The organism is Microbacterium sp. ZXT2-5 (genome assembly GCF_055329545.1).
In genome coordinates this window covers 1,339,729-1,359,534 of record NZ_JBUZWD010000001.1, presented here as the reverse complement: position 1 = coordinate 1,359,534, position 19,806 = coordinate 1,339,729, and the positions used below count along the sequence as shown (strand labels likewise).

Annotated in this window: 17 protein-coding genes and 1 pseudogene; 5 read left to right on the top strand and 13 right to left on the bottom strand. The window is 71.8% G+C overall.

All coding sequences use genetic code 11. From position 1 onward, the window contains the following. Positions 1-2 precede the first annotated feature (2 nt). From ACZBH1_RS05885 to purL, 4 genes are all read right to left on the bottom strand, one after another. A complete protein-coding gene (locus tag ACZBH1_RS05885) occupies positions 3-992 on the bottom strand; it encodes a hypothetical protein (RefSeq protein ID WP_452323821.1) in 990 nt (329 codons plus the stop codon). Positions 993-1,032: 40 nt separating this feature from the next. Continuing rightward, on the bottom strand, positions 1,033-1,830 hold the full coding sequence (locus tag ACZBH1_RS05880) for a hypothetical protein (protein WP_336393946.1): 798 nt from the start codon (positions 1,828-1,830) through the stop codon (positions 1,033-1,035). Between the two features lie 68 nt (positions 1,831-1,898). After that, positions 1,899-2,036, bottom strand: a complete 138-nt coding sequence (locus ACZBH1_RS05875; protein ID WP_192633022.1) for a hypothetical protein — start codon at positions 2,034-2,036, stop codon at positions 1,899-1,901. 138 nt (positions 2,037-2,174) lie between these two features. Beyond that, a complete protein-coding gene (gene purL, locus ACZBH1_RS05870) occupies positions 2,175-4,508 on the bottom strand; it encodes a phosphoribosylformylglycinamidine synthase subunit PurL (protein ID WP_463645799.1) in 2,334 nt (777 codons plus the stop codon). Between the two features lie 145 nt (positions 4,509-4,653). Between purL and ACZBH1_RS05865 the strand changes: the two genes are divergently transcribed. The 3 genes from ACZBH1_RS05865 to ACZBH1_RS05855 all read left to right on the top strand — a co-directional run bounded on the left by ACZBH1_RS05865 (position 4,654) and on the right by ACZBH1_RS05855 (position 7,058). Then, a complete protein-coding gene (locus tag ACZBH1_RS05865) occupies positions 4,654-5,070 on the top strand; it encodes an ArsR/SmtB family transcription factor (RefSeq protein ID WP_463645798.1) in 417 nt (138 codons plus the stop codon). A gap of 2 nt (positions 5,071-5,072) precedes the next feature. Beyond that, complete coding sequence (locus tag ACZBH1_RS05860) at positions 5,073-6,053, top strand: SRPBCC family protein (RefSeq protein WP_336393943.1); 981 nt, start codon at positions 5,073-5,075, stop codon at positions 6,051-6,053. Between the two features lie 102 nt (positions 6,054-6,155). Continuing rightward, positions 6,156-7,058 carry a TerC family protein gene (locus ACZBH1_RS05855; protein WP_463645797.1) on the top strand — a complete coding sequence of 301 codons (903 nt, stop codon included), beginning with the start codon at positions 6,156-6,158 and terminating at the stop codon, positions 7,056-7,058. 136 nt (positions 7,059-7,194) lie between these two features. Here ACZBH1_RS05855 and ACZBH1_RS05850 read toward each other — a convergent pair whose 3' ends face one another. The 6 genes and pseudogenes from ACZBH1_RS05850 to ACZBH1_RS05825 all read right to left on the bottom strand — a co-directional run bounded on the left by ACZBH1_RS05850 (position 7,195) and on the right by ACZBH1_RS05825 (position 13,832). Next, positions 7,195-7,875 (bottom strand): response regulator, encoded by a 681-nt coding sequence (locus ACZBH1_RS05850; RefSeq protein WP_336393941.1) that lies wholly within the window; start codon positions 7,873-7,875, stop codon positions 7,195-7,197. Then, positions 7,872-9,320 (bottom strand): annotated as a pseudogene (locus ACZBH1_RS05845) (sensor histidine kinase); the annotation flags it as partial. The pseudogene ACZBH1_RS05845 and the gene ACZBH1_RS05850, both read right to left, overlap by 4 nt. Before the next feature lie 215 nt (positions 9,321-9,535). Further along, positions 9,536-9,988, bottom strand: coding sequence for a CHRD domain-containing protein (locus tag ACZBH1_RS05840; protein ID WP_378879421.1), 453 nt, complete (start codon positions 9,986-9,988; stop codon positions 9,536-9,538). Between the two features lie 89 nt (positions 9,989-10,077). After that, complete coding sequence (gene sufU, locus ACZBH1_RS05835; protein ID WP_336393938.1) at positions 10,078-10,530, bottom strand: Fe-S cluster assembly sulfur transfer protein SufU; 453 nt, start codon at positions 10,528-10,530, stop codon at positions 10,078-10,080. Continuing rightward, entirely contained in the window at positions 10,527-11,828 is a 1,302-nt protein-coding gene (locus ACZBH1_RS05830; protein ID WP_463645796.1) for a SufS family cysteine desulfurase, read from the bottom strand. The genes sufU and ACZBH1_RS05830 overlap by 4 nt, the downstream gene beginning before the upstream one ends. Positions 11,829-11,837: 9 nt before the next feature. Further along, positions 11,838-13,832, bottom strand: coding sequence for an APC family permease (locus ACZBH1_RS05825; protein WP_463646660.1), 1,995 nt, complete (start codon positions 13,830-13,832; stop codon positions 11,838-11,840). 143 nt (positions 13,833-13,975) lie between these two features. Here ACZBH1_RS05825 and ACZBH1_RS05820 point away from each other — a divergent pair, with 143 nt between their 5' ends. Beyond that, positions 13,976-15,046 carry a VanZ family protein gene (locus ACZBH1_RS05820; protein WP_463645795.1) on the top strand — a complete coding sequence of 357 codons (1,071 nt, stop codon included), beginning with the start codon at positions 13,976-13,978 and terminating at the stop codon, positions 15,044-15,046. A 72-nt stretch (positions 15,047-15,118) separates the two neighbouring features. On the opposite strand, the gene ACZBH1_RS05815 is transcribed toward ACZBH1_RS05820, so the two are convergent. The 3 genes from ACZBH1_RS05815 to ACZBH1_RS05805 form a co-directional block, all read right to left on the bottom strand. After that, on the bottom strand, positions 15,119-16,345 hold the full coding sequence (locus ACZBH1_RS05815) for an amidohydrolase (RefSeq protein ID WP_336393935.1): 1,227 nt from the start codon (positions 16,343-16,345) through the stop codon (positions 15,119-15,121). A 42-nt stretch (positions 16,346-16,387) separates the two neighbouring features. Next, entirely contained in the window at positions 16,388-17,407 is a 1,020-nt protein-coding gene (locus ACZBH1_RS05810; protein ID WP_463645794.1) for a LacI family DNA-binding transcriptional regulator, read from the bottom strand. A 106-nt stretch (positions 17,408-17,513) separates the two neighbouring features. Next, positions 17,514-19,196: a glycoside hydrolase family 13 protein gene (locus ACZBH1_RS05805; RefSeq protein ID WP_463645793.1), complete on the bottom strand. Its 1,683-nt coding sequence runs from the start codon at positions 19,194-19,196 to the stop codon at positions 17,514-17,516. A 72-nt stretch (positions 19,197-19,268) separates the two neighbouring features. Between ACZBH1_RS05805 and ACZBH1_RS05800 the strand changes: the two genes are divergently transcribed. Beyond that, positions 19,269-19,787, top strand: coding sequence for an adenine phosphoribosyltransferase (locus ACZBH1_RS05800; RefSeq protein ID WP_336393932.1), 519 nt, complete (start codon positions 19,269-19,271; stop codon positions 19,785-19,787). Positions 19,788-19,806 lie beyond the last annotated feature (19 nt).

The following is a 19,806-nucleotide window of genomic DNA, read 5'->3' as shown; positions in this document are numbered from 1 at the left end:
CCTCAGCGGTGCGGCTTCGGGTGCACCACGCGTCCGGGGGCGTCGCCGTGGCCGCGCGAGGGCACCGGCCACGTGGCCGGCGGCGTGGTGCTGGGGCGCTGCGGGGTGGGCGCGGGAAGCGGCTCGGCGACCGGCGAGGCCGGGGCGGCCGGTGACGCCGCTGGCGACGCCGTCGGTGTCGTCGTCGGCGGCGAGGCCGGGGCATCGGATGCGGGAGCGGAGGTCGCGGGCGCAGGCGCCGCGGTCGTCGGGCCGAGCTCGAGCATGACCTTGTTCTCGAGCACCTCGATCGCCTCATCCGAGAGCGAGATGAGCCCGTCGAGCTCTTCACGCACACGGCGGTACGCCAGCTGGCGCTCCGCGGGAGTGGCGGCCTCGTCGATCGCCACGGTCAGCAGCTTCTTCGCCGTGTCGAGCCGCTTGCGCTCCATCTCGGTGAAGCTCGAGTCGCGCAGGCGCCGCGCGTCGCGTTCGGCGACGTCGAAGGCGACCTCGAAGTCGGCCACGGCGTTGCGGTACTCGGCGAGCTGGTCTCTCGTCAGCCGCGCCTTCGACGACGCGGGGCGCAGCCCGTCGGCGATGCGCTTGGCGCGCAGGAACGCGGCCGTCAGCGGTTGACGGCCGTCGCTCATCGCCGGGAAGGCGATGATCTTCGCGACGTCGAGCTCGTACTCCAGCCATCGCGAGGTGACCGAGTCGTGGGTCGCGAAGAGCCGCTCGAGCTGGGTTGCCTGGGTCTCGCGGCCGGCCGGGCCCGCTTCGGCGACGGCGGTGGGACCGGTGACGGAGGGGAGGGATGCCGCCGGCACCGCCTTGCCGCGGGCCGCCGCCTGTGCCGCCTTGAGCTCGGCCTTGGCGTGCATCATCTCGAGCCGCCGCTTATGCCGGCGTCTCGCGCTCTGCTCCCACGCGTTTCCGACGGCGGCAAGAAGGCCGAACGCTGGGAAGGCCAGCCACCAGAAGTCGCGCAGGAACTCGAAGAACGGCTCCACCCTGTCATGCTAACGGCCGCCGTCGACCGCCGCTCTCTCCTCAGGGCACCCTGCCAGCGGGCGGCTCGCCCTGCCGGGGCTGCGGGAGCTTCGCCAGCAGCGACGGCAGCCGGTCGGCCAGCTCGGCGATGGCGGTGGCCGCCGCGCTGATGCTCGCGGCCGTGGCCGCGGCGGGCGACGTCGCGCGCGCCGCGCCGGGCACGCCGGCCTGGCGCTCGGCCTCGTCGAACGCGGCCTCCAGGTCGCGCACCGCGACGCGGTACTCGGCGAACTGCTGCGGCGTCACGCGGTCGCGCAGCATCGGCCGCTTCGAGAGCGCCTCGCGCTGTGCGAGGAGGAAGGCGACGGTGGCCGGATGCCGCGTATCGGTCATCTGCGGATGAGCCAGCGCCTTGTCGACGTCGGTCTCGTACGCGAGCCAGCGCGCGTTGACCGCGTCGTGCACGGCGCACAGCCGCTCGATCGGCAGCGGGTCGTGCGCGGCGGCGGCCCGATACTGCGAGTAGCCCGCCTTCACGCGGGACCGGCTCGCCCGCAGCTCGAGCGACGCGTTTCTCTCCGCCTGCTTCGCGGCCTGCAGCGCGCGCCGGGCGTCGTACGCGCGCACCGGGCCGGCGGACTTCGTCGTGAGCGCCTCGGCCTGAGCGGTCCGCACGCGCGCCTTCGCCGCGACGAGCGCCCGGTAGGCCTGCGACTCCTCGTGCCGCGCGGCGTCGAGTTCGAGACGACGCGCGCGACGGGTGCGCGTCGTCAACCCGGCGTATGTCGCCGCTCCGGCGCCTGCGGCTGCCGGGGCGACCCACCACCAGGACGACATGACGAGGAGGATCGTCTCCACGGTGCCATGCTAGTCGCGATATAGCGCGGTCGTCGCCGGGAGTCTGCTGTGCGCGGTCGGGCGCTCCGTCAGCCGAAGAGCAGGGCGAAGACGGTGGCGCCGCCGCCGACGAGGATGAGGGCGACGATCGTCACCCACGCGATGATCTTGACGCGACGCTGCCGCGTGTCGTTGAAACCGCTGTACTCGTCGTCGTCCGCCGCCATGCGACTCATCCTACTTGTGGGTTCAGGGTGAGACGCGTCGCGTTCGGGGCGCATCCCGTCCGTTCGGGGCGCGTCCGGCGCGCCCCGAACGCACGCGGTGCGCCCCAAACCGGGGAGTTGGGGTGGAGTTCAGCCCGGTCAGGCCGTGCGCTCGGTGACGATCGGGCCGAAGGCGTCGGGGAGGGTCGAGGTCGACAGGCCCCGCAGCTCGGCCAGAGGCACCGTGAACAGGCCCTGCACCTCGAGCGCCGGCTCGTCGCCGTCGGCCGCGGAGTCGGTCACGCCGATGCGCAGCACCGGGTAGCCGCGGCCCTCGCAGAGCCCGCGGAACTTCACGTCGTCCTCGCGCGGCACGCTCACGATGACGCGGCCGGTCGACTCCGAGAAGAGCGCGGTCGCGGCATCCACCCCGTCGCGCTCCTGGATCTCGTTCAGCCACACGCGCGCGCCGACGCCGAAGCGCATGACGGCCTCGGCGAGGGCCTGCGCGAGGCCGCCCGACGACAGGTCGTGCGCCGACGAGACGAGCGACTGCTGCCCGGCCGCGTGGAGCAGGTCGGCGAGCTTCTTCTCCTGCGCGAGGTCGACGGCCGGCGGGCGACCGCCGAGGTGGCCGTGGATGGTCCCGGCCCACTGCGAGCCCGAGAGCTCGGTGGCGGTGACGCCGAGCAGGTAGATGTTCTCGCCGGCGTCCTGCCACCCCGACGGGATGCGGCGCGCGACGTCGTCGATGATCCCGAGCACGCCCACGACGGGGGTCGGGAAGATCGGCTGGTCGCCGGTCTGGTTGTAGAACGAGACGTTGCCGCCCGTGACGGGGACGCCGAGTTCGAGGCATCCGTCGGACAAGCCCTCGACCGACTGCGAGAACTGCCACATGACCTCGGGGTTCTCGGGGCTTCCGAAGTTGAGGCAGTCGGTCACCGCGGTGGGCTGCGCGCCCGTGACGGCGACGTTGCGGTACGCCTCGGCGAGGGCGAGCTTCGCGCCCTGGTACGGGTCGAGCTGGCAGTAGCGCCCGTTGCAGTCGGTCGCGATCGCGAAGCCGAGGCCGGAGTGCTCGTCGACGCGGATCATCCCCGCGTCGTCGGGGAACGACAGCGCCGTGTTGCCCATGACGTAGTAGTCGTACTGGTTGGTCACCCACGACGTGTCGGCGAGGTTGGGGCTCGCGACGAGGGTCGTGAACTGCTCGCGCAGCGTGTCGGCGTCGCTCGAGCGCGGCAGCGCGGAGGCGGAGTCGTCGCGGAGCGCATCGATCCAGGTCGGATAGGCCACGGGACGCTCGTACACCGGGCCGTCCACCGCGACGGTCGACGGGTCGACGTCGACGATCTGCTCGCCGTGCCAGAAGATCTGCAGGCGTCCGTCGCCGGTCACCTCGCCGAGCACCGACGTCTCGACGTCCCACTTGGCCGTGACGGCGAGGAACGCGTCGAGCTTCTCCGGCGAGACGATCGCCATCATGCGCTCCTGGCTCTCGCTCATGAGGATCTCCTCGGGCGTGAGCGTGGGGTCGCGCAGCAGCACCTTCTCGAGGTCGACGCGCATGCCCGAGCCGCCGTTGGCGGCGAGCTCCGACGTCGCGCACGAGATGCCGGCGGCGCCGAGGTCCTGGATGGCCTCGACGAGCTCGCCCTGGTACAGCTCGAGGCAGCACTCGATGAGCACCTTCTCGGCGAACGGGTCGCCGACCTGCACCGCGGGGCGCTTGGTGGGACCGCCGTCGGCGAAGGTGTCGGAGGCGAGGATGGATGCCCCGCCGATGCCGTCGCCGCCGGTGCGGGCGCCGAAGAGCACGACCTTGTTGCCGGCGCCGGACGCGTTGGCGAGCTTGAGGTCCTCGTGGCGGAGCACACCCACCGCGAGGGCGTTGACGAGCGGGTTGCCCTGGTAGACCGCGTCGAACACGGTCTCGCCGCCGATGTTGGGCAGACCGAGGCAGTTGCCGTAGAACGAGATGCCGGAGACGACGCCGTGCACCACGCGCGCGGTGTCGGGGTTGTCGATGGCGCCGAAGCGCAGCTGGTCCATCACGGCGACCGGGCGCGCGCCCATCGAGATGATGTCGCGCACGATGCCGCCGACGCCGGTCGCGGCGCCCTGGAAGGGCTCGATGTAGCTCGGGTGGTTGTGCGATTCGACCTTGAAGGTGACCGCCCAGCCCTCGCCGATGTCGACGACGCCGGCGTTCTGGCCCATGCCGACCATGAGCCGTTCCTTCATCTCGTCCGAGACCTTCTGGCCGAACTGGCGCAGGTAGATCTTCGAGGACTTGTAGGAGCAGTGCTCCGACCACATCACGGAGTACATCGCCAGCTCGCCCGACGTGGGGCGGCGGCCGAGGATCTCGCGGATCTGCGCGTACTCGTCGTCCTTGAGGCCGAGCGCCGCGTACGGCTGCTCCTTCTCCGGAGTGGTGGCGGCGTTCTCGACGGTGTCGGCGACAGCGGCCTGGGAGGGGGTGGTCACGCGGCTCAACTCCAGGATTCGGGGGATGCCGGACCGGTCCAGTCTAGTTCGGCGCAACACGGGGTGACGGATGCCGGTCGATCGCGGGGGTCGCGTTCGAGAAAGGGGTTGACGGATGCCGCGCCCCACCGTAACCTACAACCAAATGGTTGTAGGAATTGAGCTCAGCGATGACGAGATCGACCGCGTGTTCCACGCGCTGGCCGCGGCCACGAGGCGCGACATCCTGCGTCGCACGATCGACGGCGAGCACTCCGTCTCGGCGCTGGCACGCGAGTACGACATGTCCTTCGCGGCCGTGCAGAAGCACGTCGGCGTGCTCGAGGCCGCGGGGCTCATCGTCAAGCGGGCCGAGGGGCGCGAGCGCCTCGTCCGGGCGGATCCCACGATGATCGCCCGCGCCCGCGCACTGCTGGCCCGCTACGAGGACCTGTGGCGCGCTCGCATCGACCGGCTCGACGCCCTGCTGGCAGAACCTGCCGGCCCTGTCGGCCCCGCCGGCGCCCCGCGCACCACCGAAGAACGCACGAAGAAGAACGACCCCAGCAACGAAGGAGAATGACGATGCCCGTCACCGATGTCACCACCGACGCCGAAGCGCTCACCATGACGCTGACGGCCGACTTCGCGGCTCCCGTCGACCGGCTGTGGAGCGCCTTCACCGATCCGCGCCAGCTCGAGCGGTTCTGGGGCCCGCCCGGGTACCCCGCCACCTTCACCGAGTTCGACCTCACCGCCGGGGGCCGGGCCCGGTACCACATGACCAGCCCCAAGGGCGAGCAGTTCCACGGGGTGTGGGAGTTCCTCGAGATCGACGGGCCCCGCACGTTCTCGGCGCTCGACTCGTTCGCCGATGAGCAGGGCGAGGTGCTGGCCGAGATGCCGACCTCCCGCATGGTGTTCACGTTCGAGCAGACGCCCACCGGCTCCCGGCTGGTGAACACCACCCACTTCGACTCGGCGCAGGCGCTGGAGCAGGTGGTCGCGATGGGCGCGGTCGAGGGCTCGACGATGGCGATCAACCAGCTCGACAAGGTGCTCGCGGGCCTGCGCGAGTACGCGGCCGGCAAGGGCACGCAGACCGAGATCCTCGACGACACCCACGTGCGCATCACGCGTCTCATCGAGGGCCCGATCGACCTGGTGTGGCGCGCGCACCAGGAGCCCGAGCTGCTCCAGAAGTGGATGCTCGGCCCCGACGGGTGGCGCATGTCGGTGTGCGAGGTCGACCCGTCGGTCGGCGGACGCTACCGCTACGAGTGGGAGCCCGTCGAGGGCGCTCCGGGCGAGCGCTTCGGGTTCGACGGCGAGACCCTCCTGTCGGAGCCGCCGCGCCGCGCGGTCACGACCGAGCACATGACGGGGACGGACTACCCGTCGACGCTCAACGACCTGACCCTCGAGGAGGAGGACGGCGTGACCCTCATCACGGTCCTCATCGAGTATCCGGACTCGCAGACCCGCGACATGGTGCTCGCCACCGGCATGACCGACGGCATGGAGGCCAGCTACGCCCGTCTCGAGGGCGTGCTCGCCGGGGTCTGACCCACCCGCGGACGGGCGGGACGGATGCCGCGGCATCCGTCCCGCTCCGTCGTCCGGCCGAGTTCGGCCGGGATGTCGGTCACCGCCGCCTACGATCGTGACGTGGACTTCTCCTTCGCATTCACGCCCGATCTCATCGCCGTGTTCATCACGCTGTTCGTGCTCGAGATCGTCCTCGGCGTCGACAACGTCATCTTCATCTCGATCCTCGCGTCCAAGCTGCCCAAGGAGCAGCAGGCGAAGGCGCGCAACCTCGGCCTGACCCTGGCGATGGTGATGCGCGTGATCCTGGTGCTGTTCGCCGGGTGGATCATCACGCTGAAGAACGACGTGTTCTTCGTCGGCGAGATGGGCTTCTCGTGGAAGGACCTCATCCTCATCGCCGGTGGCCTCTTCCTCGTCTACAAGGCGGTCACCGAGATCCACCACAAGCTGGAGGGCGCCGAGGAGGAGCACGGCGGCGTCGGACGCAAGACGATCACGTTCGGGTCGGTGCTGCTGCAGATCCTGCTGCTCGACCTCGTCTTCTCGCTGGACTCCGTGATCACCGCGGTCGGCATGACCGAGAACCTCGTCGTGATCATCACCGTCGTCGTGCTGTCGTTCGGCATCATGCTGTTCGCCTCGCGCTTCATCTTCGCGTTCGTCAACAAGCACCCCACGGTGAAGATGCTCGCGCTGTCGTTCCTGCTGCTCATCGGCGTCTTCCTCGTGGCGGAGGGCTTCGAGATCAAGATCGACAAGGCCTTCATCTACGGCCCGATGGCCTTCGCGATCTTCGTCGAGGCCCTCAACCTCGCCTACTCCGCACGCAAGGCCAAGCGCGACAAGCGGGAGCCGCACGCGGTGCAGCTGCGTCCGCAGTACCCCGACGTCGACGAGTCGGTCGCGGTCTCGGCCGCCCTTTCGGGTGGGGCGTCGGGAGGCTCCGTCGGCCTCTCGTCGAAGCCGGTGTCGGGGGATGCCGCGCCCGATGCCCGCGCCGAGCGCCAGGGCCTCGGCTGACCAGGCGCCCCGCCGCTTGACGCGAAGTCTCCGGGGTTTGGGGCGCCGCGCGACCGTTCGGGGCGCGCGCGGCACGCCCCGACCGTCCGCGGTGCGCCCCAAACCCGAATAAGCCGTCGGTCGTCGACGCGAGGGCTCAGGCCGGGTCGGCGAGCAGCCGGTAGCCCATGCCCGACTCGGTGAGCAGGTGCGCGGGGTGGCCGGGGTCGGCCTCGAGCTTCTTGCGCAGCTGCGACATGTACAGGCGCAGATAGCCGGTGTCGGCGACCTGCTCGGTGCCCCAGATGTCCTTGAGGAGCGTCTGCCGCGTCACGAGCGACCCGGGGTTGCGCACGAGGAACTCGAGGATCCGCCACTCCGTGGGGGTGAGGTGCACACGCTCGCCGGAGCGGGTCACCGACTTGGTGGAGAGGTCGACCACGACGTCCCCGAACGTGACGACGGGGGCACCGGATGCCGCGCCCGCGCGTCGCGAGAGCGCCCGCAGTCGCGCCAGCAGCTCGTCGACCTGGAACGGCTTGGTGACGTAGTCGTCGGCTCCGGCATCGAGTGCGTCGACCTTGTCGCCGGAGCCGGTCCGGCCGGACACCACGATGATCGGGGCCGCAGTCCAGCCCCGCAGCGCCTGGATCACCTGCACGCCGTCGAGGCGCGGCATCCCGAGGTCCACCATCACGATGTCGGGATGCTCCTTCGCAGCCAGCGCGATCGCGGCAGCGCCGTCGGGCGCGGCGATGACCTCGTAGCCGTGCGCGGCGAGGGTGATCCGCAGCGCCCTCACCAGCTGGGGGTCGTCGTCGGCGATGAGGACCTTCACGCAGCGGCTCCTTCCGGGACGTGATCGTCGGCCACGGGGAGCGAGATGACCATCGTGAGGCCGCCCCCGGGGGTGTCCTCCGGCGCGAGCGTACCGCCCATGCCCTCCGCGAATCCCTTCGACAGCGCCAGTCCGAGGCCGAGGCCGGCGGTGTTGTCGGTGTCGCCGAGGCGCTGGAACGGCGTGAACATGTCGTCGCGGCGCTCCGGAGGGATGCCGGCGCCGTGGTCGAGGACGCGGATCTCGGCGGTCCGGCCGAAGCGTCGCGACGACACGCGCACGAGCGAGCCGGCGGGCGCATGGCGGGCGGCGTTGGCGAGCACGTTCACCAGCACCCGCTGCAGCAGCACGGGATCAGCCCTCAGGGGCGGCAGGTCCGGGTCCAGGGCGAGGTCGAACCGCTCGGGCCCCCCGTTCAGCTCGTCGAGGGCGGCGAGCACGATCTCGGCGCTGTCCACCTGCTGCAGCGACACGGCGAGCACCCCCGCCTGCACCCGGCTCACGTCGAGGAGGTCGGTGACCAGGGCCGACAGCGTCGCGAGGGATTCGTCGGCCGTCGCGATCAGCTCGTCGCGGTCATCGGCCGACAGGTTCGCCCCCGCCGCGCGGAGTCCGCCGACGGCGGCGACCGCGGCGGAGAGGGGACGCCGCAGGTCGTGGCTCACGGCCGAGAGCAGCGCGCTGCGCACCTGGTCGGTCTCGGCCAGCGCATCGGCCTCCCGCGCCGTGCGGGTGAGGTCGGTGTGCTCGAGGGCGGCCGAGAGCTGCGCCCTGACCGCGTCGATGAGGCGTCGCTCCGAGGCGTCGAGGACGTGGCCGTGCAGCTCGAGCATCGCGGGCGGCCCGCCGTTGCGCCGGCCGACCGTGACCGCGTCGAAGCGGCCGTCGCGCACCGGCTCGCCGTCGGTGGCGAGCACGGTGCCGTCGGCGTCGACGAGGCGCACGCCGGCGAGGCCGAGGGACTCCCGGGTGCGGCTGATGAGCGCGAGCACCCCGGAGTCGCCGCGCAGCACGCTGCCGGCGACGGTCGCGAGCAGCTCCGCCTCCGCTTCCGCGCGGTGCGCCGCCCGCGCCGCGCGAGCGGCCCGGTCGACGACGAAGCTCACGAGCACCGCGATCACGACGTACAGCACGAGCGCCCAGACGTTCCGGGGGTCGGCGATCGAGGCGGTGTAGTACGGCTCGACGAAGAAGTAGTTGAGGGTCAGCGCCGACATCACGGCCGCGAACACCGCCGGCCAGATCCCGCCGACGAGCGAGACCAGCACGACCAGCAGCTGGTATGCCAGCACGTCGCTGGTGATGGTCTCGTCGCTGCGGATGCCCACCAGGAACCACGTCAGCAGCGGCCCGCCCACGAGCGCCAGGCCGAAGCCGAGCAGCCGGCGCCGCCGGCCCAGGACCCCGCCGCTCACGCGGGGCAGCGTGAACCGGTCGCCGCGGGCGTGCGGCTCGCCGACGTCAGGCTCCTCTCGGGACTGCACCCCGTCGCCGCCGCGCTCCATGCCGCCACCCTACGACCCGGCAGCCGTGCCACGACCGGTGTCCTCACGGAATCCGAACGCCACCGCGGGGACCGCGATGCCGCGGGGGTCGCAGGTCCCCAGGTCGCGGCGCGTGGGGCGGTGGCATCCGCCCCACGCCATCGGCCGCCCGGGAGCTACCCCAGCTGGCCGCGGACGGCGCCGGCGGGGAAGCTGGGCAGGCTGTGGACGTTGACGTAGTAGTTGTCGGGATCGCGCATGATGGCGAGGATCAGCTCGCGGTCGGCGGCCACGCAGCCGCTGACGCTGTCGGTGCCGGTGAACGCGCCGGAGAACAGCGAGACGACCACGGGTCCTGCCGCATCCGCCGTGCCCACGTGGATGTGCCCGGCGAAGACGGTGCCGTCGACGTCGGCCCAGTCGATGTCGAGGCAGACCTCTCCCTGCCCCGGGTTGAGCCGCAGCGACGCCGTTCCGCTCGCATCGGGATCACCCGGCCCCGGCACCTCGGCAGCACCCGACAGCGGAACCGTGAACGGCCTCCCGCCGTCCTCCGCCTGCGCGGCGCCCGCGAACACCAGCGTCGCGGCCAGACCCGTCACCAGTCCGATGAAAAGTGGCTTGCGCATGGACTTCCTCCCTCGTCCCGTCCCGCGCCCACCCCTCCGCAGACGCGGCTGTGCGAAGTCTTGCACCACGCGCGCGGCGCCACCAGGGGTCAGGCGCGCGAGACGGCGTCCTCGAACGCGACCCACGCGAGCATCGCGCACTTGACGCGCGCCGTGAACTTCGAGACGCCCGACAGGGCGGCGGCGTCGCCGAAGACCTCCTCGTCGAGCGCGATCTCGCCGCGGGAGCGCAGCGCCTCGCGGAAGCCGTCGATGAGAGCGGATGCCTCGGCCCGCGGCATCCGTCCCTCCTCCTCGACCAGCGCGGCGAGCATCGACGCCGACGCCTGTGAGATGGAGCAGCCGGCGCCGTCCCACGTCACCTCGTCGACCGTGGTGCCGTCGTCGGACAGGCGGACCCGCAGCGTGATCTCATCGCCGCAGATGGGGTTGCGCTGGTACGACGAGGCGACCCGCCCGGTCTCGTCGCCCAGGCCCTTGCCGTGCGGTCGCTTGGAGTGGTCGAGGATCAGCTCCTGGTACAGCGACTCGAGCCCGCTCATGAGCCGGCTCCGAAGAACGAGCGCACGCCCGACAGCGCGTCGAGGAACACGTCGACGTCGTCGGCGGTGTTGTACACGGCGGTGGAGGCGCGCACCGAGGCGGTGAGGCCGAAGCGGCGGTGCAGCGGCTGCGCGCAGTGGTGGCCGACCCGCACGGCGACGCCGCGCGCGTCGAGGAACTGGCCCACGTCGTGCGCGTGCACGCCGTCGACGTCGAACGACCACAGTCCGACCCGCTCCGCGTCCGGTGCGTCGCCGAGGAGCCGCACGCCCGGGATCGAGCGGAGTCCCTCGGCCATGCGGGCCTCGAGGGCCTTCTCGTGCGCGTGGGCGGCGTCCATGCCGATGGCCTGCAGGTAGCGGACGGCGGCGGCGAGGCCGATCGCCTGCGACACCGGCTGCGTGCCGGCCTCGAACCGCTGCGGGGGCGGCAGGTAGTCCGCCTCGTCGAGGGTGACGGTGGTGATCATCGACCCGCCGGTGAGGAAGGGCGGCAGCGCCCCGAGCACCTCGGAGCGCCCGTACAGCCCGCCGACGCCGTAGGGTCCGAGCATCTTGTGGCCCGAGAAGACCGCGAGGTCGACGCCGCGCGCGACCAGGTCCAGCGGCAGGTGGGGTGCGGACTGGCATGCGTCGAGGACGGTGAGCGCGCCGGCCTCCCGCGCGAGGGCGACGAGCTCGTCGACGGGGTTGACGATGCCGAGCACGTTGGAGACGTGCGTGAAGGCGACGACTCGCGTCCGCCCGCCGATGACGGCGGCCGCGGCATCCGTGTCGAGCGTCCCGTCGTCGCGCACGGAGATGTGGCGGAGCACAGCGCCGGTGCGCGCGGCGAGCTCCTGCCACGGGATCAGGTTGGCGTGGTGCTCGGCCTCGGTCACGACGATCTCATCGCCGGGGCGCAACGCGAAGCGGGCGCTCTCGGGCGCCCCGCGGCCGAGCGAGGCGTTGCCGATGGCGTAGGCGGCGAAGTTGAGGCCGGCGGTGGCGCCGCTCGTCCAGACGAGCTGCTCCGGCCGCGCGCCGACGAAGCCGGCGACGGTGGCGCGGGCGTCCTCGAAGAGCTCGGTCGCCTCGGCGGCGAGGGTGTGGGCGCCGCGGTGCACGGCCGAGTTGGACCGCGTGAGGAAGCCGACCTCCGCATCGATGACCGCCTGCGGCTTCTGGCTCGTCGCACCCGAGTCGAGATACACCAGGCGCTGGCCGTTGACGCGCTCGCCGAGGATGGGGAAGTCCGCGCGGACGGCTTCGGCATCCAGGAGCGCAGCCGGCGAGGGTGCAGATGCGGGGATGGTCACCCTTCAAGGCTACGCGCTGCCCCGGCCCGCGCGGTCGTCGCCGGGAAGCGCGCGGGAGCGCCGGCCGTAGATCAGCTCGGACGAGTCCAGCAGCCACGGCACGAGCGTGATCGAGACGCCGTGGACCAGCATGAGCTGCTGGGCGATGCGACGGGCGCGGCGGTTGTGCAACAGCGTCTCCCACCAGTGCCCGACGATGTACTGCGGCAGGTAGACGGTGACCACGGACGACCCGTGCTGCTCGCGGTACTTCTTGACGAACTCGGCGATCGGGCTCGCGTAGGTGCGGTACGGCGACTCGATGATCTTCAGCGGGATCGGCATCCGATGCTCCCGCCACTCCTGCTCGAGTGCCGCCGCGTCCTCCTTCGTCACAGAGACGTGCACCGCGAAGGTCTTGTCGTGCTTGGCGGCCAGCGCGTAGTCGACGGCCTTCACGACCGGCTTCTGCAGCTTGTTGACGAGGATGAGCGCGACGTCGCCCGACGAGCCGAAGTGGATCCGGTCGTCCATGGCGATCTCGTGGTCGACATCGCGGTAGTAGCGGTGCACGCCGATCATGAGGAACGACAGCACGGGGATCGCGAGGAAGACCAGCCACGCCCCGTGGGTGAACTTCGTGATCGTCACGATGATGAGCACGGATGCCGTCATCACGGCGCCCGCCGAGTTGATGACGAGCCCCTTGCGATAGCTGAAGAGGTCGTCGCGGACCGTCCTGTCGTCGCGTCGCTCCGGCGGCAGCGCCCGGATCTCGCGCAGTCCCCGGCGCCAGTGCCGGATCATGCCGATCTGGCCGAGGGTGAACGAGGTGAAGACGCCGATGATGTACAGCTGGATCAGGTTCGTGAGGTTCGCCTGGTAGACGATCAGCACGCCGATCGCGATGAGCCCCAGGACGATCATGCCGTTGGAGTAGACCAGGCGGTCGCCGCGCGTGTTGAGGGCCTTGGGCGCGTAGCCGTCGCGCGCGAGCACCGAGCCCAGCAGCGGGAACCCGTTGAAGGCGGTGTTGGCGGCGAGCAGCAGGACGAGCGCGGTCGCCGCCTGGATGACGAAGAACGGGATCGAGTTCATTCCGAACACGGCCGACGACACCTGGGCCATGACGCTCGGCTGCGGGCCCGCCGTGCAGTCGAAGCCGATGAGGTCGCAGGGGTCCTCGGCGTAGTGGACGCCCGACACCAGGGCCAGGGCGGTGAGTCCCGAGAACAGCAGGATCGCGATCCCGCCCATCAGCGCGAGCGTCGTCTGGGCGTTGCGCACCTTCGGCTTGCGGAACGCCTGCACGCCGTTGGAGACGGCCTCCACGCCGGTCAGCGCCGAGCAGCCGCTCGAGAACGCCCGCAGCACGAGGAGGATGACCGCCGCCTGGGTGACGCTCTGCGTCTCGACGGCGTACTGCGCGCTGGCCGCCAGCGGCGCGTCGCCGGTCAGGGTCCGGAAGAGGCCGACGACGACCATGACGCCCACCGAGGCGATGAACACGTACGTCGGGATGGCGAACGCCGTGGAGGCCTCGCGGACGCCCCGGAGGTTCACGACGACGATGAGGATGACGAAGCCGACCGCCAGCTCCACGCGGAACGGGTCGAGCCCCGGCAGCGCCGAGATGATGTTGTCGACGCCCGACGCGACCGAGACGGACACGGTGAGGACGTAGTCGACCAGGAGCGCCGCGGCCACGACGACACCCGGCACCTCGCCCAGGTTCTTCCGCGCGACCTCGTAGTCGCCGCCGCCGGAGGGGTACGCCTTGATGAGCTGCCGGTAGCTGACGACGACGACGATCAGCAGCAGCACGACCGCGGCGGCGAGCCAGGGGGCGAACGCGAGGAAGGCGAGGCCGCCGGTGAGGAGGATGAGCAGCAGCTCCTGCGGCGCGTACGCCACCGATGACAGCGCGTCGGAGGCGAAGATCGGCAGCGCCCGCTTCTTGGGGAGCAGGTGCTCCTCGGAGTCGCTGGAGGCCAGGGGACCGCCCAGGATGAGGCGCTTCGCCATCGGCGGCTCGTCGACCGCCGGGTCCCTGAGTTCGTTCGTCACAGCGGGAGAAGCTACTCGCGCGGGTGGGGCGGGCCGCCGATCCTCACGGAATCCATACGCCTGCCCGCGAGGCATCCGACGCGCTCTGCGACACTCGATGCGTGGACGAGCAGATCCGCCTCGGCGTGCTCGCGATCACGCTCGGTGTGGTCGTCGGCGTGCTGCTGTTCGTCCCGTTCGTGGCGCTGAGCTACCGGCGGCGCGGCGGGTTCGGCGTCGGCAGGTTCCTGCTGTGGGCGGCCGCACTCGTCTACGTCATGGCGATCTGGACGTACACGCTGCTGCCGCTGCCCGACCCCGACGCGATCCGCTGCGGCGGCGTCAACCTCGACCCCACGACGCTCGCCGGCGAACTGCGCGACGCGATCGCCCGGCGGGGCGGCGGCGCGGCCGCCGACCCGGCCGTGCGGCAGCTGCTGCTCAACGTCGTGCTCTTCGTGCCCCTCGGCGTCATCCTCCGGGTGTTCGGCGGGCGCGGAGTGGGCGCTGCCCTGGTCGCCGGCTTCGCGCTGTCGGCGTTCGTCGAGTTCACGCAGCTCACCGGTGTCTGGGGTCTGTACCCGTGCGCCTACCGCGTGTTCGACGTCGACGACCTGCTGATGAACACGCTCGGCGCAGTGATCGGCTCGCTGCTGGCCCTCGCCGTGCCCCGTCGGTGGCGCGGATCCGCGCGGCTCCCGGACGCCGACGCGCCCCAGCCGGTGACCCGGGGCCGGCGGCTCCTGGGCATGGTCTGCGACGCGGTCGCCGCCTGGGTGCTGAACCTCTCGACGGTGGTCGCCGTGCAGCTGGCGCTCGCGCTCCTCGGCGCGCAGTCGGCCGTGCGCGACGGCGCCGCCGCCGCCGTGGGCAACGCGGCGACGATCGCGGTGTGGCTGGTGGTGACCCTCGCCACCGGCCGCACCGTCGGCGATCACGCCGTGCAGCTGCGCTTCACGGGCGGTGAGCTGCCGGTGGGGCTCGCCCGCTTCCTGCGGTTCCTCGGCGGCATCGGCGGCTACCTCGTGCTCGCGGCGCTCCCGGGGGCGTGGGGGCTCGTCGAAGTGGTGTTCGTCATCGCGTCGGTGCTGCTCGTGTTCACCCGGCTCGGGCCGCGCGGGCTGCCGGGCGTCGTCTCGGGCCAGCGGCTGGTCGATGCCCGCGAGCTGCCGGGGTCTCTGGCCGCCGAGTGACCGCGTCCTCGCCGAGTGACCACGCTGTCGGCGCCGAGGACGTGGTCACTCGACGAGATCGCGGTTACTCGATCAGCGGGCGGGCGACTCCAGGAACTCGCGGGCGGCGACGACGAGCGCCTCCACGCCGCGGCTCAGCGTCGGCTGCAGCACGGGGGCGAAGAACGGCGAGTGGTTCGTCGGGATGTCGCGCTCGATCGTGCCGGCGGCCTGCGCCGCGGCGAACGCGGCCGGGTCGACGCCGCCCCAGAACCAGAACACCAGCGGCACGCCCGCCTCGCGCGCGAACCACGAGACGTCCTCGCTGCCGGTGAACATGCCCGGGTCGATGACCGTGCCCTCGCCGAACGCGGCGTCGAAGGCCAGCACGAGGCGGGCCGTGGCGTGCACGTCGTTGATCGTGGGGGGCAGCGAGTGGTCGACGACGATCGTGGGCGGCTGCTCCGCACCGGATGCCTGCGCCTCGGCGCGCACGACGCGCTCCACCTTCTCGAGCACGCGGGCGCGAGCCTCGTCGTCGGGGTAGCGCAGACTCAGCTCGAGCTTCGCCTCGGCGGGGATGATGTTGTTCTTCAGGCCCGCGTGGATGGATCCCACCGTCACCACCGCGACGTCGCGGGGGTCGACCTCGCGCGACACGATCGTCTGCAGGCGCATCACCGTGGCCGCCGCCATGACGACGGGGTCGATCGTCGAGTGCGGTCGCGATCCGTGCCCGCCGCGCCCGAGGAGCGTCACGGTGAGCCCGTCGGATGCCGCCATCTGGGTGCCGCTGCGCACGCCGATCGTGCCCGCCGGGAGCGGGGTGACGTGCTGGCCGAGCACGATGTCGGGCTTCGGGAATCGGTCGAGTACGCCGTCGGCGATCATGGCCTGTGAGCCGGCGCCGTACTCCTCGGCCGGCTGGAAGACGGCGACGATCGTCCCCGACCACTCGTCCTTCGTGGCGACCAGGCGCTCCAGGGCGCCGAGGAGCGCGGTGACGTGCATGTCGTGGCCGCATGCGTGCATGACGGGAACGTCGTTGCCGGCGGGGTCGGTTCCGCGCGCGGTGCTGGCGTACTCGAGGCCGGTCTGCTCGGGGACGGGGAGGGCGTCCATGTCGGCGCGCAGCCACACGACGGGTCCGTCGCCGTTGACGATCGACGCGACCACGCCGGTCTTGCCGATCCCCTCTTCGAACTCGATGCCGAGGTCCGCGAGGTGCTGGGTGACGACACCGGCCGTCCGCGTCTCCTGGAACGACAGTTCCGGATGCCGGTGCAGGTCGATGTAGAGGGCCTCGAGGTCGATGGTCATGGCGTCGAGCCTATCCGCGCCGCCCCGGGACCGTCGCCCGCGTCAGCCGGCCAAGCGCGCGGTCGAGCCGCGGACGATGAGCTCGTACGGCAGCTCGCCGGGCCGGTGGGCCGGGGTCCCGGTCTCGGTCCGCTCCAGCGCGGCGAGGATCGCGTCGGCGGCGCGCTCACCCTGGCCGAGGGGGAACTGATCGACCGTGGTGAGGCGGAAGAACTCGCCGAGCTCGTGGCCGTCGATGCCGATGACCGACAGGTCCTCGGGCACGCGGTAGCCGAGGTCGCGCGCGGCCAGCAGCGCCCCGATGGCCATCTCGTCGGATGCCGCGAAGATCGCCGTCGGTCGCCCGCCGGGCTTGCCCAGCAGCTGCTTGGCGGCGCGGAAGCCGCCTTCGATCGTGAAGTCCGCGGGCTCGTACAGGGACGGCTTCACCGGGATGCCGGCATCTGCCAGCGCCTGCTCGAAGCCCTGCCGCCGCTGCGTCGGGATGTGGAAGTCGACGTCGAACTCGGGGCTGGCGCCGATGTGCGCGATCTCGCGGTGCCCGAGCGCCAGCAGGTGCTCGGTCGCCAGGCGCGCGACCGCGACGTCGTCGACGGTGAGCGTGGTCAGGAGCGGGTTCGGTCCGCCGATCGCGATGACCGGCAGGTCGAGCTCGACGAGGCGCTCGGTCTCCTCCTTGCCGAGCTCCAGTGAGATCGCGATGACGCCGTCGACGCGCTGGCGGCGCAGGAAGGTCTCGAAGATGTCGTGCCGCTCGTCGCGGTCCGCCGTGAGGCTGTACAGCGTGATGTCGTAGCCGCGTCGCATGAGGGCCGAGGCGATGCCGCTCAGCACCGTGGAGAAGAACCAGCGGTCCAGGAACGGCACCAGGACGCCGATGTTGCGCGTGCGGCCCGAGGCGAGGCTGGACGCCGACGCCGAGACGACGTAGCCGAGACTCTTCGCGGCCGCCTCGACCTTGGCCTTCGCGCCCGCCGAGACGTGGCCGCGCCCGCTGAGGGCGCGCGAGACCGTCGCCGTCGAGACGCCCGCCGCGCGGGCGACCTCGTCGATGCTGACCACGTCGTCCTCCTTGCTGCCGGTCGCCGGGCTCGTGCCGCGCCGGCTTCCGCTCCGCCCGGGCCGTCAGGCGGGGGCTGACCCCGCCCGACGCCCGGGTGCGCGGATCTCAGTCGCCTGTCACCCAGACGGCGGTGTCGGCGGGGATCCGGTCTCCCACGACGGGGCCGCTCGACGCGATCACGATACCCGGCGGCATCGCGATCGGCGTGGAGCCGGTGTTCGCGACGACGGTGACCCCGCCGTTGCGGAACGCCAGCACGTCGTCGCCGTAGCCGTCGATCCACTCGAGCGAGCCGGCGCCGAGCGAGCGCGCGCGGCGCTCGGCGAGGAGCGTCCGGTAGAGCTCGAGGGTCGAGCCCTCGACGCCGGACTGCCGGTCGCGGGCGAGATGTGCCCACTCGGCGGGCTGGGGCAGCCACGACGCGCCCGTGGCGTTGAAACCGTAGGCCGGGGCATCCGCGGTCCACGGGATCGGAACGCGACAGCCGTCACGGCCGTACCGCTCGCCGTTCGTGCGGAACCACGTCGGGTCCTGGCGCGCGTGCCCGGGGATGTCGATGACCTCGGGGAGGCCGAGCTCCTCGCCCTGGTACAGGTAGGCCGAGCCGGGCAGCGCGAGCATGAGCGTCGTCGCGGCGCGGGCGCGGGCGAGGCCGACCTCGGGGATCGGCTGGCCGGGGGACTCGGGGCCGATGCCGTGACCCTGCGGGTTCTCGGCGGTCAGCGCGAGGCGCGACGCGTGGCGCACGACGTCGTGGTTCGACAGCACCCACGTGCTCGGAGCGCCGACGCCCGGGAAGGCCCGCAGCGAGACGTCGATGACCTTGCGCAGGTCCGCGGCGTTCCACTCGGTCGAGAGGTAGGGGAAGTTGAAGGCCTGGTGCATCTCGTCGGGGCGCACCCACTGCGCGGTGCGCTCGGCGGTCGGCAGCCACGCCTCGGCGGCGAGGGCCCGGTCGCCCTGGTACTCCTCGAGGATCTTGCGCCAGTCGCGGTAGACCTCGTGCACGGCGTCCTGGCCCCAGTAGGGCACGTTCTCCTCTTCGCCGCCCATCGAGCCGGCCTCGGGGTCGGGGATGTAGTCCGGGAGACCCTCGGCCTTGACGAGTCCGTGGGCGACGTCCACACGGAAGCCGTCGACGCCCCGGTCGAGCCAGAAGCGCAGGATGCGGCGGAACTCCTCGCGCACCTCCTCGTTCGACCAGTCGAAGTCGGGCTGCGACGAGTCGAAGAGGTGGAGGTACCACTGGCCCGGCTTGCCGTCGGCCTCGATGACGCGCGTCCAGGCGGGGCCGCCGAAGACCGACTCCCAGTTGTTCGGCGGGAGCTCGCCGTTCTCGCCCTGGCCGTCGCGGAACATGTAGCGCGCGCGCTCGGCGCTGTGCGGCGCCGCGTGGAGCGCCTGCTGGAACCATTCGTGCTGGTCGGAGGAGTGATTGGGGACCAGATCGACGATGACACGGATGCCGCGGGCGTGCGCGCCGGCGAGCATGGCGTCGAAGTCCGCCAGCGTGCCGAACAGGGGGTCGACGTCGCAGTAGTCGCTGACGTCGTAGCCGGCGTCCTTCTGCGGAGAGCGCTGGAACGGGCTCAGCCAGATGGCGTCGACGCCGAGGTCCTGCAGATCGTCGAGGTGCGACGTGACACCCGGGAGGTCGCCGATGCCGTCGCCGGACGCGTCGGCGAAGGAGCGGGGGTAGATCTGGTAGATGACGGCGGTGCGCCACCACTCGCCGCCCACGGCGGCGAGGAACGCATCCGTTCGCTCTTCGGTATCTGCGGAAGTCATCGGGCCAGTGTACTGCAAGCGCTTACACAGCCGCCTCCCTCGGCACCCGGGCACGCGGCGTAGGGTGAACGGGTGCCGTCTGAAGCCCTCGTCCGCGCCGAGTCCCTGATCCGGAGCGTCCCCGACTACCCCGAGCCGGGGGTGCTGTTCCGCGACATCACGCCGCTGCTGGCGGATGCCTCGGCCCTGCGCACCGTCATCCACGCGATGATCGCGCCCTTCGAGGGGTCGTTCGACGTGGTCGCGGGCGTCGAGGCGCGAGGGTTCCTGCTGGCGGGTGCCGTCGCGATGGAGGCCGGCGTTGGTCTGGTGCCGATCCGCAAAGCGGGCAAGCTGCCGCTGCCGGCGGCATCCGTCTCCTATGACCTCGAGTACGGCAGCGCCACGATCGAGGCGCACGGCGACATCGCCGACCGTGCGCGCGTCCTGCTGGTGGACGACGTGCTGGCCACCGGAGGGACGCTGGTCGCCGCGCACGAACTCGTGGCCTCGCTCGGCGGCGTCGTCGTCGGCACCGCGGTGCTGATGGAGCTCACCGCGCTCGGCGGACGCGCCGTGGTCGGCGACGTCCACACGGTGTTCACCGCCTGACCTTCGGACGGGTCTTCGC

Coding starts and splice junctions, on each gene's coding strand:
- ACZBH1_RS05865 (WP_463645798.1), top strand. CDS start 4,654: ATGGTTGTAGGAATTGAGCTCAGCGATGACGAGATCGACCGCGTGTTC.
- ACZBH1_RS05875 (WP_192633022.1), bottom strand. CDS start 2,036: ATGGCGGCGGACGACGACGAGTACAGCGGTTTCAACGACACGCGGCAG.
- ACZBH1_RS05840 (WP_378879421.1), bottom strand. CDS start 9,988: ATGCGCAAGCCACTTTTCATCGGACTGGTGACGGGTCTGGCCGCGACG.
- ACZBH1_RS05825 (WP_463646660.1), bottom strand. CDS start 13,832: ATGGCGAAGCGCCTCATCCTGGGCGGTCCCCTGGCCTCCAGCGACTCC.
- sufU (WP_336393938.1), bottom strand. CDS start 10,530: ATGAGCGGGCTCGAGTCGCTGTACCAGGAGCTGATCCTCGACCACTCC.
- ACZBH1_RS05860 (WP_336393943.1), top strand. CDS start 5,073: ATGCCCGTCACCGATGTCACCACCGACGCCGAAGCGCTCACCATGACG.
- ACZBH1_RS05815 (WP_336393935.1), bottom strand. CDS start 16,345: ATGACCATCGACCTCGAGGCCCTCTACATCGACCTGCACCGGCATCCG.
- ACZBH1_RS05805 (WP_463645793.1), bottom strand. CDS start 19,196: ATGACTTCCGCAGATACCGAAGAGCGAACGGATGCGTTCCTCGCCGCC.